At 57.4% G+C, this 15,642-nt stretch carries 16 protein-coding genes; 13 read left to right on the forward strand and 3 right to left on the reverse strand.

Going from position 1 to position 15,642, the window contains the following annotated elements; all coding sequences use genetic code 11:
- Positions 1-27: 27 nt before the first annotated feature.
- On the reverse strand, positions 28-639 hold the full coding sequence (locus tag AB5Y51_RS02205) for a flavin prenyltransferase UbiX (protein WP_103259575.1): 612 nt from the start codon (positions 637-639) through the stop codon (positions 28-30).
- Entirely contained in the window at positions 636-2,006 is a 1,371-nt protein-coding gene (mpl, locus tag AB5Y51_RS02210) for a UDP-N-acetylmuramate:L-alanyl-gamma-D-glutamyl-meso-diaminopimelate ligase (protein WP_368177994.1), read from the reverse strand. Before mpl ends, AB5Y51_RS02205 begins: the two co-directional genes overlap by 4 nt.
- Before the next feature lie 233 nt (positions 2,007-2,239).
- On the opposite strand from mpl, the gene ppa reads away from it, so the two are divergent.
- Positions 2,240-2,770: an inorganic diphosphatase gene (ppa, locus tag AB5Y51_RS02215; protein WP_005335667.1), complete on the forward strand. Its 531-nt coding sequence runs from the start codon at positions 2,240-2,242 to the stop codon at positions 2,768-2,770.
- 25 nt (positions 2,771-2,795) lie between these two features.
- On the opposite strand, the gene AB5Y51_RS02220 is transcribed toward ppa, so the two are convergent.
- A complete protein-coding gene (locus AB5Y51_RS02220) occupies positions 2,796-3,146 on the reverse strand; it encodes a hypothetical protein (protein WP_010675583.1) in 351 nt (116 codons plus the stop codon).
- A gap of 123 nt (positions 3,147-3,269) precedes the next feature.
- Between AB5Y51_RS02220 and AB5Y51_RS02225 the strand changes: the two genes are divergently transcribed.
- The 12 genes from AB5Y51_RS02225 to AB5Y51_RS02280 all read left to right on the forward strand — a co-directional run bounded on the left by AB5Y51_RS02225 (position 3,270) and on the right by AB5Y51_RS02280 (position 15,455).
- The gene (locus AB5Y51_RS02225; RefSeq protein ID WP_010675584.1) at positions 3,270-4,148 is read left to right on the forward strand and encodes a hypothetical protein; all 879 of its coding nucleotides are present in this window, start codon (positions 3,270-3,272) and stop codon (positions 4,146-4,148) included.
- A 205-nt stretch (positions 4,149-4,353) separates the two neighbouring features.
- Positions 4,354-4,896 carry a YtfJ family protein gene (locus tag AB5Y51_RS02230; RefSeq protein ID WP_010675585.1) on the forward strand — a complete coding sequence of 181 codons (543 nt, stop codon included), beginning with the start codon at positions 4,354-4,356 and terminating at the stop codon, positions 4,894-4,896.
- A 43-nt stretch (positions 4,897-4,939) separates the two neighbouring features.
- On the forward strand, positions 4,940-5,230 hold the full coding sequence (locus AB5Y51_RS02235) for a hypothetical protein (protein WP_080988551.1): 291 nt from the start codon (positions 4,940-4,942) through the stop codon (positions 5,228-5,230).
- A 36-nt stretch (positions 5,231-5,266) separates the two neighbouring features.
- The gene (locus AB5Y51_RS02240; RefSeq protein WP_139700236.1) at positions 5,267-5,863 is read left to right on the forward strand and encodes a DUF2796 domain-containing protein; all 597 of its coding nucleotides are present in this window, start codon (positions 5,267-5,269) and stop codon (positions 5,861-5,863) included.
- Between the two features lie 4 nt (positions 5,864-5,867).
- Positions 5,868-6,554 carry an ABC transporter ATP-binding protein gene (locus tag AB5Y51_RS02245; RefSeq protein WP_139737276.1) on the forward strand — a complete coding sequence of 229 codons (687 nt, stop codon included), beginning with the start codon at positions 5,868-5,870 and terminating at the stop codon, positions 6,552-6,554.
- 58 nt (positions 6,555-6,612) lie between these two features.
- The gene (locus tag AB5Y51_RS02250) at positions 6,613-7,860 is read left to right on the forward strand and encodes an ABC transporter permease (RefSeq protein ID WP_039040840.1); all 1,248 of its coding nucleotides are present in this window, start codon (positions 6,613-6,615) and stop codon (positions 7,858-7,860) included.
- A gap of 31 nt (positions 7,861-7,891) precedes the next feature.
- Complete coding sequence (locus AB5Y51_RS02255; protein WP_010675589.1) at positions 7,892-8,368, forward strand: DUF3299 domain-containing protein; 477 nt, start codon at positions 7,892-7,894, stop codon at positions 8,366-8,368.
- A gap of 121 nt (positions 8,369-8,489) precedes the next feature.
- Entirely contained in the window at positions 8,490-9,338 is an 849-nt protein-coding gene (locus AB5Y51_RS02260) for a TIGR03899 family protein (protein WP_010675590.1), read from the forward strand.
- 237 nt (positions 9,339-9,575) lie between these two features.
- On the forward strand, positions 9,576-11,204 hold the full coding sequence (locus AB5Y51_RS02265) for a PAS domain-containing methyl-accepting chemotaxis protein (RefSeq protein WP_326511220.1): 1,629 nt from the start codon (positions 9,576-9,578) through the stop codon (positions 11,202-11,204).
- Positions 11,205-12,206: 1,002 nt separating this feature from the next.
- Entirely contained in the window at positions 12,207-12,554 is a 348-nt protein-coding gene (locus AB5Y51_RS02270) for a hypothetical protein (RefSeq protein WP_042864969.1), read from the forward strand.
- A 145-nt stretch (positions 12,555-12,699) separates the two neighbouring features.
- Positions 12,700-13,626: an alpha/beta hydrolase family protein gene (locus AB5Y51_RS02275; RefSeq protein WP_368177995.1), complete on the forward strand. Its 927-nt coding sequence runs from the start codon at positions 12,700-12,702 to the stop codon at positions 13,624-13,626.
- 311 nt (positions 13,627-13,937) lie between these two features.
- Positions 13,938-15,455, forward strand: coding sequence for an ATP-binding protein (locus AB5Y51_RS02280; protein WP_080988552.1), 1,518 nt, complete (start codon positions 13,938-13,940; stop codon positions 15,453-15,455).
- Positions 15,456-15,642: the final 187 nt, after the last annotated feature.

Genomic DNA, 15,642 nt, shown 5'->3' on the forward strand with positions numbered 1-15,642 from the left:
GCCGCTTTTTGTCCGCTCCCCGCCGTATCAGTGGCTGGCATAACCCCAGCGACTGGTCAACTCATGCTCGACACCCAGATGATCGAGGATGCGGGCGACCATGAAGTCCACCAGATCCTCGATGCTTTTCGGTTCATGGTAGAACCCTGGCGCCGCCGGCATGATGGTCACGCCAAGACGGGCAAGCTTGAGCATGTTCTCCAGATGGATCGCCGAGAAGGGGCTCTCCCGGGGCACCAGGATGAGCTGGCCTCGCTCCTTGATCACCACGTCCGCCGCCCGCTCCAGCAGGTTGTCCGAGGTGCCGTTGGCAATGGCCGAGACGGTGCCCATGGAGCAGGGGCAGACCACCATCTGTTTGGGGGCCGCCGAGCCGGAAGCCACCGGCGAGAACCACTCCTCCTTGCCGCAGGCGACGATCTGACCCTCTTTGGCACCATATTGGCGACAGAGGTACGCCGACAGCTCCCTGGGGGAGCCCGGCCAATCCTGCTGCTGCTCGGTCTTGAGCACAACCCTGGCCGCCGAGGAGGCGAGCAGGAAGACCCGATAGTCTGCCTGCACCAGGCATTCCAGCAGGCGCAGGGCATAGGGAGCGCCGGAGGCGCCGGTCAGCGCCAGGGTGATGGCCTTGTTCATGATGCGCTCTGCAGCTCCTTGAGGCGGGCGATCAGCTTGTCGTGAATGCCGCCGAACCCGCCGTTGCTCATGATCAGAATATGATCCCCTGGGCGGCTCTCGGCCACCAGGGCGCCAATCAGGGCATCAAGGGCCTCGAATACCCGGGCAGGCCGGGTCATGTGGGCCGTCACCTCCCCCAGATCCCAGCCGATGTTGGGGGGCTGGAAGAAGAACACCTCGTCGGCACCGTCGAAGCAACCGGCCAGCTCCTCCTTGTGAACCCCGAGCTTCATGGTGTTGGAGCGGGGCTCCAGCACCGCCAGGATGCGGGCCTTGCCCACCTTGGCGCGCAGTCCACCCAGGGTGGTCTCGATGGCGGTAGGGTGGTGGGCGAAGTCGTCATAGACGCTGATGCCGGCCACTTCCCCTTTCAGCTCCATGCGCCGCTTGGGGGACTTGAACTGGCAGAGGGCGTTGATCCCGTGCTCCACCATGACACCGGCATGACGGGCGGCGGCGATGGCCATCAGACCGTTGTTAACGTTGTGCTCTCCGATGCACTCCCAGTGCACCTCCCCCTGTTTCACGCCATCCAGCCACACCTCGAAGGCGGAGCCGTCATCGGCCAGCTTCACCGCCTTCCACTTGGCGTCGTCCTGGCCCACCAGCTCCACCTCGCTCCAGCAGCCCATCTTGCGCACGGCGGTAAGGTTGTCATCGCCTTTGGGGAAGAGCACCCGGCCGTTGCTCGGCACGGTGCGCATCAGGTGGTGGAACTGGCGCTGGATGGCGGCGAGATCCGGGAAGATGTCCGCGTGGTCGAACTCCAGGTTGTTCATCACCAGGGTGCGCGGGTGGTAGTGGACAAACTTGGATCGCTTGTCGAAGAAGGCGCAGTCATATTCGTCCGCTTCAATCACAAAGAAGGGAGCCGAGCCAAGACGGGCGGAAACCGGGAAGTTGCCCGGCACGCCGCCGATGAGGAAACCGGGTTCCAGCTTGGCATACTCCAGCACCCAGGCCAGCATGCTGGCGGTGGTGGTCTTGCCATGGGTGCCCGCGACGGCCAGCACCCAGCGATCTTTCAGCACGTGCTCCAGCAGCCACTGGGGGCCGGAGATATAGGGCAGATTGCGGTCCAGCACATATTCCACACAGGGGTTGCCACGGCTCATGGCATTGCCGATCACCACCAGATCCGGCGCAGGATCGAGCTGGGAGGGGTCGTAGCCTTCGGTCAGTTCGATGCCCTGTTGCTCGAGCTGGGTGCTCATGGGGGGATAGACGTTGGCGTCGGAGCCGGTCACCCGATAGCCAAGCTGTTTTGCCAACACCGCCAGACCACCCATGAAGGTGCCGCAGATCCCGAGAATGTGAATGTGCATACCGCTGCCTTTTCCAGTAAAGGGAGTGCGCATTCTAGGGTCTGTTGACCCGGTGGCACAAGCCGCGCCCATGGGGAGCGAAGGCATCCGCGCCCGCAGACGACAGAAATCGGGCAAGCGCGGGGAAAAGCCACCCTCCGCCACGCCACCCGGCCCTTGAAATATGGTCATTTGACGGGACATCGCTATAATGTCGGCCTGCAAACTTGACTCCAACACTCAAAGGAAACGTCATGAGCCTGAACCTGGTACCGGCCGGCAAGAGCCTGCCTGACGACATCTACGTCATCATCGAAATCCCGCAGAACGCCGACCCGATCAAATACGAAGTCGACAAGGACAGCGGCGCCATCTTCGTTGACCGTTTCATGTCCACCCCGATGTTCTACCCGTGCAACTACGGTTACGTGAACGCCACCCTGTCCCTGGACGGGGATCCGGTCGACGTGCTGGTTCCGACTCCCTACCCGCTGCTGGCCGGCTCCGTCATCCGCTGCCGCCCGGTCGGTGTGCTGAAGATGACCGACGAATCAGGCGAAGACGCCAAGATCGTGGCCGTTCCCCACTCCAAGCTGACCAAGCAGTACGATCACATCCAGGATGTGAACGATCTGCCCGAGCTGCTGAAAGCCCAGATCCAGCACTTCTTCGAGCGCTACAAAGAGCTGGAAGCGGGCAAGTGGGTCAAGGTGGAAGGTTGGGGCGACAAGGCCGCTGCCGAAGCCGAAATCAAGACCTCTGCCGAGCGTTACGCTGCAAAATAAGCGTATTCCTCGCAAAAAAGGCGCCTTATGGCGCCTTTTTTATTGGTCGTTGCGGGGACGCTCCGGGGGGATCCCCCTGGATATAGAGGTCGCGCCCGTTTTGCCGATAGGGGCGGTAATAGTCATCGCCGCAGCGATATTCCTGACCGGCACCTCCCACCAGATCGCAGTTGACCGGCAGCACCTCCAGCCACTTGATGGCCTGCTGGAAGCGCAGCCACTCCTGCCATTCATGCTCCCGGGCCAGCTGATCCCGCAGGGCGAAGGTATCCGCGCTGGACAATCCCTGATTGACGATGACCTGCCCCGCCAGCGCCGGCGTGGCCACCAATATCAGCAGAAACCGTGAAACAAGCTTCATGATGATTTCCCCCATGACTTATTTCCTGAATTAAATTTAAAGTCAGATCAGATAATTACCAATATATCTGTCACCATACCAATCCAAATGCCGGTCACTCACCTAGTTGTTTATTATCAACCCAGGCGGAGGCGCACCATGAAACTGGCACAAGGCTTTCTGTGCAGTCTGCTCTTCGGCACCATGGCGCAGGCCAACGAGATCAACCTGAGCTGGCAGTGGCAATCTGCGGATGGTCAGCAAAAGCACCTGCAATTGACGGCAGATGAGCGCACCTTTTCAGCCAGCCGTCACGAGATGACACAGCTCGACACCGCCCTCAACTTCCCGCTGGAAACACTCTACTCCTACATCAGTCCGCGCCTCTACAACAGCATCAACCAGATCAACCAGCACAGCCCGGAGACGGCCACCAAGTTCCGCAACCTGGAACAGGCCTTTACCCTGCACGACAGCAGCCTCGAATCCGCCCAGTTCTGGCAGGCCTACCGGCAATATCAGGAGGACGCCTTCTACGAGATGCGGGTCCAGCCCTGCGTTCACCCGGCCAATCAGAAGCTGCCCTGCGTGCGCCCCAACTACTCCCAGCTGTTCTATCAGTTCAAGGGAGACCTCAAACCCCTGGCACAGCAGTTTTCGGCCAAGGATCTCGCCACCAGCGTCACCCTGCTGCAGGAGTGGCTGAGCGGCATCCCCACCCCGCCCGAGCAAATGGACCACTTCGCTCCGCCCTTGCAGGCCCTGCAGGACAACAAGGCCGACAGCGACGAGAAGGCGCTGCTCATGGCCAGTCTGCTGGCGGAGCTGGCACCCCAGTACAGCCTCAGCATCATCTATCCGAACATCAGCATCGGCAGCGTCTCGCCGGCCTGGCTCGCCATCACGGCCGACAGCGGCCTTGAGGGGGACACCCTGGTGATCGGCAATCAGCGCCACGTGCTGCTCACCGGTTCTCCCCTGCTGGCCCAGCAGATGACCATGGCCCAGATTCCCTTGATCAGCGAACCGCTCTACTAGCCTCTTCTGACCATCACTTGCTTTTGATGGATGACATGCCATCCTTGCCGCCGTCATTGGGGGGATGGCGACCATGTTGACAAGATCACCGTCGCACCCTGCATTATTTAACACTTTTTAAACAGATCCGATCAGTTTAGGATATTCAGGGTCCCATTCCCTCGACCCAAAAATCGTTATAACATCACAAAGGAGTGTCATCCGGATGAAACATCTCGTGCTTACTCTGGCGCTGCTGCCAACCCTGGTCATGGCCCACAACATCAAGGAATCAACCCAGGTGCCGCTGGTCAACATCAGCGACAAGGGGGAGCTGGTGCTCAAGGAGAAGGAGATCAGCTATCAGCCCTGGCAGAGCAAGGTCCTGACCGGCAAGGTCTTCCTGATCCAGCACATCGCGGGTCGCTCCAGCGCCAAGGAGCTCAATGCCCCCATGATCGAGGCGATCAAGGCGGCCAAGCTGCCCCACGACAAGTACCAGACCGTTACCATCATCAACAGCAATGACGCCATCTGGGGCACGTCCGGTTTCGTGAAGAGCAGTGCCGAGGACAGCAAGAAAGAGTTCCCCTGGTCCGCCATGGTGCTGGATGCCAAGGGGATGGCCCGCAACGCCTGGGCGCTCACCCCGGAAAGTTCGGCCATCATACTGCTGGATAAAGAGGGCAAGGTGCTGTTTGCCAAAGATGGCCAGCTCGATGCCGCCGAGATAACCAAGGTGATGGGGCTCATCCAGTCCCATCTCTGAATCAGAGAGAAGGGCGCTGATGGCGCCCTTTCCACAAGGGTCTATGGGTCGTTCCACACTGACAATCTGGGTGTTGCTGCTGGGCTGGTTGTGGATGCAACCGGTGCTGGCACAGCACCCTCTTGAAGCTGCCCTGCCCGATCACGGTCATGCCTGCACCCTCTGCGTCCTGCATCTGGATGGCAAGCTGGCACTGACGCCGACCCCCGTACTCCCTCCCCTCTCCTCTGGCATCGACCGGTATATCGGCACTCCCCAACCGAGGGCGGCCACCGGCACCACGGGACATCGCCGTATCCGCGCCCCGCCGCCCCTTCATTGTTTCTTTTTTTGAACCAATCTTTTCTCTATTTATTCAAAAGGATTAACGATGAAAGCAGTCACCCTGTTGCTGGCCGCTGCCGCCTTCGGCGCCCAGGCCCATCACGACGAACACGAAAGCCACAGCCACGGTGCCCATGAGCACGGTCACGGCCACCTCAACCTGGTACTCGACGGCAACCAGCTGATGATCGAGTTGCAGGCCCCTGCCGCCGATCTGGTGGGCTTCGAGCATGCCGCCAACACCGATGAGGAGAAAGCGCAGTATGCCAAGGCGGTGGCCCGCCTCCAGCAGCCCGACGCCCTCTTCCGTTTCGACCCGGCCGCCGGCTGCAAGCTGACCCAGCAGGAGCTGCAGGCCGCCAAGGAAGATCATGACCATGACCATGAGCACGAGCACGAGCACGAGCACGAGCACGACAAGGCTGATGGCGCTCACGATGAACACCATCACGACGACGCGGGCCATGCGGACATGGGGGCCATGTACACCTACACCTGCGCTACCCCGGCCAAGCTCACCGGTCTCGAGGCCACCCTGTTCAGCCTCTACCCGAGCCTGGAGAAGCTGAGCGTGCAGGGCATACTGCCCACCGGCCAGACCGCCGCCGAACTGACTCCGTCCGCCAACAAACTGGGCTGGTAACACCATGAAACATGCCGTGGTTGAGATCCGTGATCTGGCCTTTGCCTGGCCGGGTCACGAAGCCGTCCTCGATCTGCCCGCCCTTCGCATCCACGAGGGTGAGCGCGTCTTCATCAAGGGCCCATCGGGTTGTGGCAAGTCCACCCTGCTCGGGTTGCTGGCCGGTATCCAGACCGCCAACCACGGCACCCTGGAGGTGCTGGGCCAGCCCCTGGCCCGGCTTTCCGGCCGCGCCCGTGACCAGTTCCGGGCGGCCAATCTGGGGTACATCTTCCAGCAGTTCAATCTGCTGCCGTTTCTCTCGGTGCAGGACAACGTCACCGCTGCCCTCACCTTTTCACCCGCCAAGCGGGCCCGCCTGGCAGGGAGCCCCGAGCAGGAGGCGCGCCGCCTGCTGGCAGAACTGCAACTGCCGGATGAGGCGCTCCATCGCCCCGTCCACGCCCTCAGCATCGGCCAGCAGCAGCGAGTCGCCGCCGCCCGCGCCCTGATAGGCTCCCCTCCTCTGGTGATCGCCGACGAGCCCACCTCGGCCCTGGACACCGACAACCGGGCCGCCTTCATCCGGCTGCTGTTCGAGGAGTGCGACAAGCAGGGGTCTACCCTGGTCTTCGTCAGTCACGATCCCTATCTGGAGCCCCTCTTCCCCCGGGTGGAGAACCTGCAACAGCTCAACCGGAGGGCGGCATGACCACACGCCATCATCTCGCAGCCCGTCCAGCCATCTCCCCTTCACTGCGGAGGCTCTCATGCTGAAACTCGCCCTGCAAAGTCTCTGGGCCCGTCGTCTCACTGCCGGGCTCACCCTGCTGGCCGTCGCCATCAGCGTCACCCTGCTGCTCGGGGTGGAGCGGGTGCGCAGTCAGGCACGGGATAGCTTCGCCAACACCGTCTCGGGTACCGATCTCATCGTCGGTGCCCGCTCCGGCCAGGTGAACCTGCTGCTCTATTCGGTGTTTCGCATCGGCAACCCCACCAACAACGTGGGCTGGGACTCCTACCAGGCCATCAAGGCCAGGCCCGGTATCGCCTGGACCATCCCCCTCTCCCTTGGCGACTCCCACAAGGGGTTTCGCGTGCTCGGCACCAATGGGGACTACTTCACCCACCTGAAGTACGGCCAGCAGCAGGCGCTCGTCCTGCGCGAAGGCCGCCCCTTCGAAACACCGTTTGAAGCGGTGCTGGGTGCCCAGGTGGCCGAAAAGCTCGGCTATCACCTGGATCAATCCATCGTCATCGCCCATGGCGCCGGCAACACCTCGTTCAGCCAGCACGACAACATGCCGTTCAAGGTGGTGGGGATCCTGGCCCCCACCGGCACCCCCATCGATCGCACCATTCATGTGCCGCTGGCGGGCATAGAGGCGATCCACCTGGGCTGGGACACCGGTCGTCACAGCAAGAACGTGACCCCGGAACAGGCGATGGCGCTGGATCTCACCCCCAAGACCATCACCGCCTTCATGGTGGGGCTGAGCAACCGGATCCTGGCGTTCCAGTTGCAGCGCAGCGTCAACACCTATCCCAGAGAGCCCCTGATGGCCATCCTGCCGGGAGCCGCTCTGCAGGAGCTCTGGGGGCTGATGAGCGTGGCGGAGACCGCCCTGTCGGTGATCGCGGGCTTCGTGGTGGTGGCGGGCCTCATCGGCATGCTGACCACCCTGCTCGCCGGCCTCAACGAGCGGCGCCGCGAGCTCGCCATTCTGCGCTCCCTGGGGGCGGGCCCTGCCCATCTCTTCCTGCTGCTGGCGCTGGAGGCGATGGCGCTCACCACGGCGGGCATCGCCCTCGGGGTGGCCGCGCTCTATCTCGGTCAGGGGCTTGCTAGCCCCTGGCTGCTCAGCCACTATGGCCTGCAAATGAGCCTGGGTCTGCCGAGCGCCTATGAGTGGCAACTGCTGGGCCTGGTCTGGCTGGCGGGCATGGTGATCGGGCTGCTGCCTGCCGCCCGCGCTTACCGCTACAGCCTGAGCGACGGCATGAGCATTCGCGTCTGACCCGACGCATCCGACCAAGAGAGAAGAACAGATGATGAAGTGGAAAATAGTGGCGCTGCTGGCCAGCCTGCTGGTGCTGCCTGCCATGGCCGCAGATTACAAGACCATCGACTGGGATATCCTCATCCCGGAGGGGGAAAAACTGCTGCCACCGCCCCAGGTCAGCCATGATGGCGACTTCTCCTCGGTGCCGCAGCCGGTGGGAGGAGTCAACAAGAAGCTGGACAATCAGGAGGTGCGGATCCCCGGGTTCGTGGTGCCCCTGGAAGGGGATGCCAAGACCATCACCGCCTTCCTGCTGGTCCCCTACTTCGGTGCCTGCATTCACGTGCCGCCCCCGCCCACCAACCAGGTGATCTACGTGAGCTACCCCAAGGGAGCGCCGGTGGATGACCTCTGGGACGCCATCTGGGTCAAGGGCAAGATGCACACCGTCAGCTCCAGCCACGAGATGGCCACCGCTTCCTACTCCATGGACGCGGTCGAGGTCAGCGTCTACGAAGAGTGAGCCCCTGATGGCCTCCCCCGGGAGGCCATTTTTTTATCCCGTGACGACCCCGGCAAAGGGATTGTTCATGGATCTGGTTGGAGTAACATTCACTACCAGACCTTGCCATCACGGAGCCAGCATGGCTGACCTGCCCCCCAAGAAAGAGAGTTCCATCCTGAGCAGCCAGGAGCAGACCCTGCGCCTGGCCCGCAGCCGCGGCATCGATGGCATGCTCACCCGCAACAGCGACAGCACCTTCGAGCAGCGCGCCACCTTCCGCCAGTTGGCGGAGCAGGCCACCCGCCAGCGCAATCTGGAATCCATCATGGTGATGGCCGCGCGCCACTGCGAAGAGACTGCCGCCGGCGGCGAGATAGACAGCGACTGGCTCACCCGCTTCCTGCAACTGGCCGAAGACATCAGCATGACCCCCATGCAGCAGTTGTGGGGCCGCATCTTCGCCCTGGAAGTGGCGACCCCGGGCCGCTTCTCCATCCGGGCCCTCAACACCCTCAAGGAGATGACCCAGCGCGAAGCCCAGCTGTTCCAGCGCATCTGCGCCCTCTCCTGCCACTACGAGGGCAGCGACGAGCAGCGTCTGCTGCTGGGCATGCACAAGGGGGCCAGCCTGCTCAGTCGCGCCAAGGTCACCCGAATGGGGCTCGGCAAATACCGGGTGCCCTACAGCGCCCTGCTGCTGTTGTGCGATCTCGGGCTGCTGCACCGTGGCGAGCTCGAATCCGGTCCCCTGCCCGCCGACGGGGTCGAGCTGGCCTTTGGCAACCAGCGCTGGCGTCTGCGCCAACGCCAGAGCAACCTCACCCTGCTCTATTACCGGCTCACCCCTGTAGGCAACGAGCTTGCCCTGCTGCTGGACGAGCCCCCCCTGGAGGAGTACCTGCAGGATCTGAAGACCCTGCTCTCCACCCACCTGCAGATAGAGACCCAGATGCCGGCCCCGGTCAGCGAGCCGGATCTGCCCGCCTGAGGCTGGCGGAGGCCCCGGCCCCGCCTTGCCAAATTGCGAAACCCGCCCCGCCATTGCCAAAACGGCTCCCAAAAAGCGAATCCTGACGGCAGGGGCGGACGCGAGCCCGGGCCATGTTCCCCCCACTACGGGTTTTGAGCGCAAAAGAGACATATAGAGCGCAATTTAAGCGTTTTTGGGCACTCTGGTGTACGAATTGCAACCTGACTCTCTTTCCTCTGTCAGGCAGGAAGTACCATGAGAGTCAATCAACCCGTTACCCAGCGTGAGCGCCTCTACCCGTCGCACCAGAACCTGATTTCCACCACGGATCTGGAGAGCCGCATCACCTATGCCAACGACGAGTTCTGCCAGATAGCCGGCTTCACCCTGGAGGAGCTGCAAGGGGCGCCGCACAACCTGGTCCGCCACCCCGACATGCCGCCCCAGGCGTTTGCCGACATGTGGCGCCATCTGCGGGAAGGCAAAAGCTGGATGGGCCCGGTCAAGAACCGCTGCAAGAACGGGGATCACTACTGGGTCAACGCCTTCGTCACCCCCATTCAGGACGCAAGCGGCAAGGTGGTGGAGTACCAGTCGGTGCGCACGGCGCCGGACGACGTGGTCAAGCAGCGTGCGGAGCGGGTCTATGACGAGATGCGCCGCGGCAAGACCCCCCGGGCCCTGCGCCTGCCCCCCTGCTGCCACACCCTGGGGATCCACCTCTGCCTGATGGCGCTGCTGGCCAGCCTGGTCACCCTCGGCTATCAGCACGGCCCGGGCTGGCCTCTGCTCATCGGTGCCCTGCCCCTGGTGGTTGCGCTCGTCATCTGCCAGACCCTCTCCCGGCGCCTCGCCCGGCTGGAGACCCTGGCCCGCCACCGTTTCGACAACCCCTTGATGCAACTGCTGTATACCGGCCGGGTCGATCGTCTGGCTGCCGTCGAGCTCGCCATGAAGATGAACCAGGCCGAGTTCAATGCGGTGCTGGCCCGCACCCAGCAGACCTGCCAGCAGATCGTGCAGGCGGCGCAGACGGATCTGAACAATGCCGAGTCCATCACCGGCAACCTGCAGCAACAGCAGGCCCAGACCAACCAGGTCGCGACCGCCATCACCGAGATGACGGCGTCCATTCGCGAGGTCTCCCACAGCTCGAGCGCCTCCTCGGACAGCCTGGACAACACCGCCGTGCTGTTTCGGGAGGGCAATCGCAGCGTGCTCGATACCGTGGCGGCGGTGGAAGGGGTTCACGGCGAGCTGCTCACCTCCCGCGCCGTGATAGAGGCGCTGGCCAGCCAGTGCCGCGCCATCGACGGCATCCTGGACGTCATCAACAACATCGCCAACCAGACCAACCTGCTGGCCCTCAATGCGGCCATCGAGGCGGCCCGGGCGGGCGAGTCCGGTCGCGGCTTCTCGGTGGTGGCGGACGAAATCCGCACCCTGGCCATCAAGACCCAATCCTCCACCGGCGAGATCCAGCAGATGATAAGCCTCTTGCAGGCCAGCGCCGACGATGCCCAGCAGGCCATGGCGCAAGGGGAACAGCTCTCCGCCAGTTGCCGCCTCAAGGCCGCCGCCACTGGCGATATCCTGCAACAGATCAGCGAACGCCTGTTGCAGGTGACCGCAGGCAGCAACCAGATAGCCCAGGCGGTGCAGGAGCAGTCCCTGGTCACCCAGGACATCCACCACAGCGTGCTGGACATCAAGCGTCTGGCCGACGACTCCAGCCAGGGCAGCCGCCACGCCGTGCAGGGCATCATTGCCCTCGTGAAGCAGCTCGGGGATCTGGAGCGGCTGGTACGCCAGTTCCAGCAGCATCCCGCCACCCGGCCAACCAGCACCACCCTGACCAGCGGCCAACCCCTGCTGGCCCGCTGAGCCTTCACGGAGGAAACCTGACCCAAAGACCGTGCGCTAACAATAAAAACGGGCCCCTGCCGTCACCGGCAGCGGGCCCCTCTTTTGAGTGGAGCATGGGCGTCTGAACGGGTTTCAAATTCGAGTCCTCGACTGAACTCGCGGGTCTTTCGCCCCCTCCCAACCACCTGCTCGCCCGTGCCAGGCCGACCCTCTCGGCTGCACCGCATGGCCCTCGGCAGGGCAATGACCTTGCTCACTCCCCCATCCATACACCGTGAATATTGGGCGTTAGGCCTTGAGCGTTGAGCGTTGAGCGTTGAGCGTTGAGCGTTGAGCGGGAAGCGGGAAGCGGGAAAGCGTTGCGCCTTGAGATCCCTCTTATCCAACCTGCCGCAGGCCCCGCTGGCCCCCCAATTTATTGATCTTGCCCGAGAAATCGCCCGCTCCCTCTTCCCTAACCAGCTCCGTTCGGTAACATGGCAATCAGGATCACCTCTTGTCGGAGTCAGCCATGAACCAGACCGGAGCCACAGGGAAAGCGCAGCAGGCTGGAGGCTGAAATTCAGGGGCGGTAGCGTGTTTTTTGCCGGTTGGTGCAGAGCGCAGCGGCGCCCAACAAACGAGCATGGTCACGTGAACCAGAGTGGGATAAAGAGGGATGGGGTCGAACGGTAACTAAAAATAGGTGATGCAACCAAAGTCAGACTGGACTTGCAGCCACGTTGTATTGTTCCTGATGAGGTTGATGTCCCTCTCGGTTTTGGCGTTGAAATTCTATTTTCTGCTGCACACATGATCGATATTGAACGACCACCTCAAGAGTATATTGATTGGCAATGAGACCAAAATCCAGAGGGAACCTGGTCGAGAAACGGATGCATAATCGATGTGCCAAGAGAAACTGTCATCGCTCGGTGTTTTCAGTCCCATTGACCTAAATGGTTATTTTTGTTGCCGCAGAGTTTAGCGGTTGTATGTTATCAGCCCCTTGGTGGGCATTACTATTCACAAGGACGTGTCATGAAAAAATCCTCTATTGGTGCTGTGTTTTTACTTAGTTCAAGTGCGCTAGCCAACCCATATAAAAGTGAATTTGTTGATGTGGCATTTCAAATACAAGAAGGAAAAAATACATTTCAACTTGTCTGTCAACCCAAGCTCACCATGGGGGAGCTGCCCAAAAACTGGGTTGATACGTGCAATGAGATTGGCAAGAAGTTTTTGGAGTTGGCTGTCGAAAGCGGAATGAAGGTCGACCCCATTGACAACGCGTTTGGTTTGGCTGGTGAACTTGCTCAAAAAATGTCGAGTGACTTGCCAGAGAATGTTGTCCCCACACAAATTATTAGCCGTGAATTTGGTGGTTAATCACTGATAACAGGGTGCGAGAACCAATAAAAGCCGGGCTGGGGCGGTTTTCACTACGCTTCCTCAGCCCTTTTTCCATTCAAGAGGAATGAAGGTTTCAGCACTGATTAACGTACTGCCTCTATCATGACTATCAGGGAATAATATGCAAGTCCGCGCAATATCTTTACTCTTGCTCATTTTTTCCTGCTCGGTAAGCGCAACAGCGATCATGACTCACACAGTTAGCAGGGATGATGGTTCGTTTATTTCCTATTATCTTGTCCAACATGCCCATGACACAGATACACTGCTGTTGATCCTGCAAGGCTCTGATTGCAATAGCGTGCTTAACATAGACTCCATACTCACCGAGTATAAAAATATCTGGCCAGAAGCTGATGTGTTGCTAATCGAAAAGTACGGCATCAATCGCAAGTTAAAATACAGTACCGACCCGGCACGCAAGGACTGCCCTGCTCAGTACCTTGAAAAGGACAATCCTGCGCAGCGGGTCTCGGATATCAAGGCTGTGCTCGATATCGTTCGAAAAGACGGGCAATACAAAAAGCTCATCCTCTTGGGCGGCAGTGAAGGGGCTGTGATCGCCAACCTGGTGAGCGCAGATATTGACTCTATCGATGCCACCATCGCCTTTAATGGCGGTGGCCGCTGGTTTATCGATGACGTCTCACACAGCATCGCGGTAAAGCATAAAAACCCCGCAGCGGCGAGAAAAGAGGTCGATGACTTTAAAGGGTTTGCCGAGCATGTTCTTCACAGCAAACCCTTCGAGCTTGATGTGAGCGGGCATGGTTATCATTGGTGGCAGCAGATGCTCTCCATCGATCAGCTTGATATCCTTAAAAAGGTAAAGTCTCCTTTGCTGATCATTCAGGGAGGGAGAGACAAGTCGGTATCACCGCAAAAAACAGATGAGTTGATGCAGCATCTTAATGAACTCGGGAAAAGTAATATTGAGTATCGGCGTTATGAAACGCTTGACCATGGATTCAAGAACAGTAACGGGGAAAACCTGCGCAATGAGGTTGTGAGCGATATGAATTCATGGTTAAAGACAAATTTAAGTTAAGCAACTCTGACTAAAATTCTGCAACGCTTATCATTATTCATGTAGACCATATTTATAAAAACTGTCCTTTGGGGCTGTTAAAACAAGAATGTGTAATTTAAATTGGTACTTACTAGTCATTTATTCATCATAATTATAACTGTACGCTATGCTAAATTCAGATTGGTGACAGCCCTATAACTCAACAGATAATCTATATGCGACATATTATCATAAACAGCAGCCACCTAGCTTTATTATTGTTGAGATTACAATATTGAAATATACAAAACCAAATTAAACTTAATTTAATTAATGGAGCCATCTAAACTATGAATATATTAGCACTAAAAGAAAGAACCAAGAATCTCCTTTCGCTTGGAGAGTCGCATTTCAGAGAATTTAAATCTGCCTACCAAGGACCTTTAGATAATAAAAAGCCAGGTTCAATTAAGGATCTCAATAGATATATAGCAGAAGCCTTAGTTGCATTCTCCAATGCAGATGGAGGAAGTATAATTATTGGTGTCGAGGACGACGGAACTGTAACTGGCCTTCCATTTACGGAATCTGAAATTCAGAGTATGTTATCAGCATACAAAGATTACATACATACTGACAGTATTCTTCCCATTGAGATTGAGACAATAATTCGTGATTTAAACGAATGCACTGTTTTATTATTTTCAGTTTCTAAAGGGACGGATGAAATATATCAACTATCTGATGGTCGCTGTGTTGTTCGTAAAGATAAGCAAACTGTGCCGGTATCTTTCAAACGAATACAGTTCGAAAGACAGGAAATATTATCAAGAAGTTTTGATCGTGCTTTTGTTGACGGGGCTACTGTTTCAGACCTTGATCAAACTCTAATTCAAAGTATTTCATCTTCATATTTAGTTGGCTTGAGTGTAGAATATTATCTGCAACAGACAGGCTTGGCTGAGTTTGGTTTAAATGACCTTAGGCTAAAAAATGCTGCCATTCTTCTTTTTGCTAAAGACATTTCCAAGTGGGCCCCAAGATGTCAAGTGAGAATAGTACAAGTAGAAGGGGACAATCTCAAAACAGGAAAAGATTACAATGTTGTCAATGATGAGATCATAACAGGAAATATATTTAGTTTAATCACAAACTCTTGGAATAAATTAAGACCATTTCTCGCATACAAGACAGAATTTGGAATGGAAGCAAAGTTTGAACAAAAATACATTTATCCTGAAGAAGCAATAAGAGAAGCATTAATAAATGCAATTACTCATAGAGATTACTCAATTCAAAACGGTATAGACATATTTATATTTAATAACCGTTTAGAAGTTTCTAGCCCCGGGAGACTACTCTCGACAATAAGTATTGATGATCTTCGTGCACTAAAAGGTGCCCACGAATCAAGAAACTCTCTAATATCTAAAATTCTTCGTGAAAATAGCTTTGTCCGAGAGCTCGGTGAAGGCATGCGCCGAATTTTCTCATTACTAGAATCTCAGGAGATGGAGTCTCCAATTCTAAACAATGCGGAAAATTACTTCTCCATAACATTTAAAAACAAATCAATATATTCTGCAAAAGAAGAAAGCTATCTAAATATATTCAACAAGTTCGAACTAACTGCAAACCAGAAGCGCATTGTCATTTTGGGAATAAAAAAAGATGAAATCAGCCCGCAAGACATTTATAAAGCGATGAACACAAATGATAGAGATACATATGATCGTGAGGTCACTGGTCTTAGAAGGCATGGAATATTGGTTCAAACTCGAACAAACCCCTCGGCTACAATACTTGCTAAAAAACTTAAAATAACAAAGCAAGCTATCGGTAGATTCAAAATAGAGATGCCTAAGTAAAATACTTAGAATTGAATGGAGGAACGCTAGCAATAAAATAGTTGCAAATAAAGATAACATCGATATCTGTCGATTAAACCACGCTGCCACTGTATGTAGGTTCGAATAGCGCAGCGTATTAGGACAATCGCAAATACCCACGCCACGGCATTAGCAGGGATTGGGAAATCCCCTTGCGGGGTTGATA

The sequence above is a fragment of the Aeromonas sp. R7-1 genome, assembly GCF_040908115.1.
GTDB classification, from domain to species: Bacteria; Pseudomonadota; Gammaproteobacteria; order Enterobacterales; family Aeromonadaceae; genus Aeromonas; species Aeromonas caviae.